Raw genomic sequence first — 296 nt, 5'->3', positions numbered from 1 at the left:
GTCTTTACCTTTTTTGGTGATGCTGTGGTCAAGGTACCCAATATCCTGCAACTGCTTGAGGGCCAGTTTAATGATACGGTTCTGTTCCTTTACCGGAGAGAGCAATGAGAGCCTGTCTCGTATTCGTTTGAAAGATATGGGGACTGGGTTCGTAGGCAGGCTTTCGATGAAAGTATACAGGGCCTGAGCTGCTTCCTTTCGGGTTAAAGCGTTTATCGGTTTATGTCGTAGCAGAACAGTGTAATCAGTTTGGTAGAGTTCCCATAGTCGCTGATCAGCTTCAAGTTCCACCTGGT

Annotated in this window: 1 pseudogene; it reads right to left on the bottom strand. The window is 46.6% G+C overall.

The window, feature by feature from the left end:
• A pseudogene (locus ABD353_RS40690) lies at positions 1-296 on the bottom strand (protein RepA); the annotation flags it as partial.

The sequence above is a fragment of the Kitasatospora arboriphila genome (genome assembly GCF_039528095.1).
Lineage (GTDB): Bacteria > Actinomycetota > Actinomycetes > Streptomycetales > Streptomycetaceae > Kitasatospora > Kitasatospora arboriphila.
The sequence above is the reverse complement of the archived record's forward strand: the minus strand, read 5'-3'. Positions and strand labels throughout refer to the sequence as shown.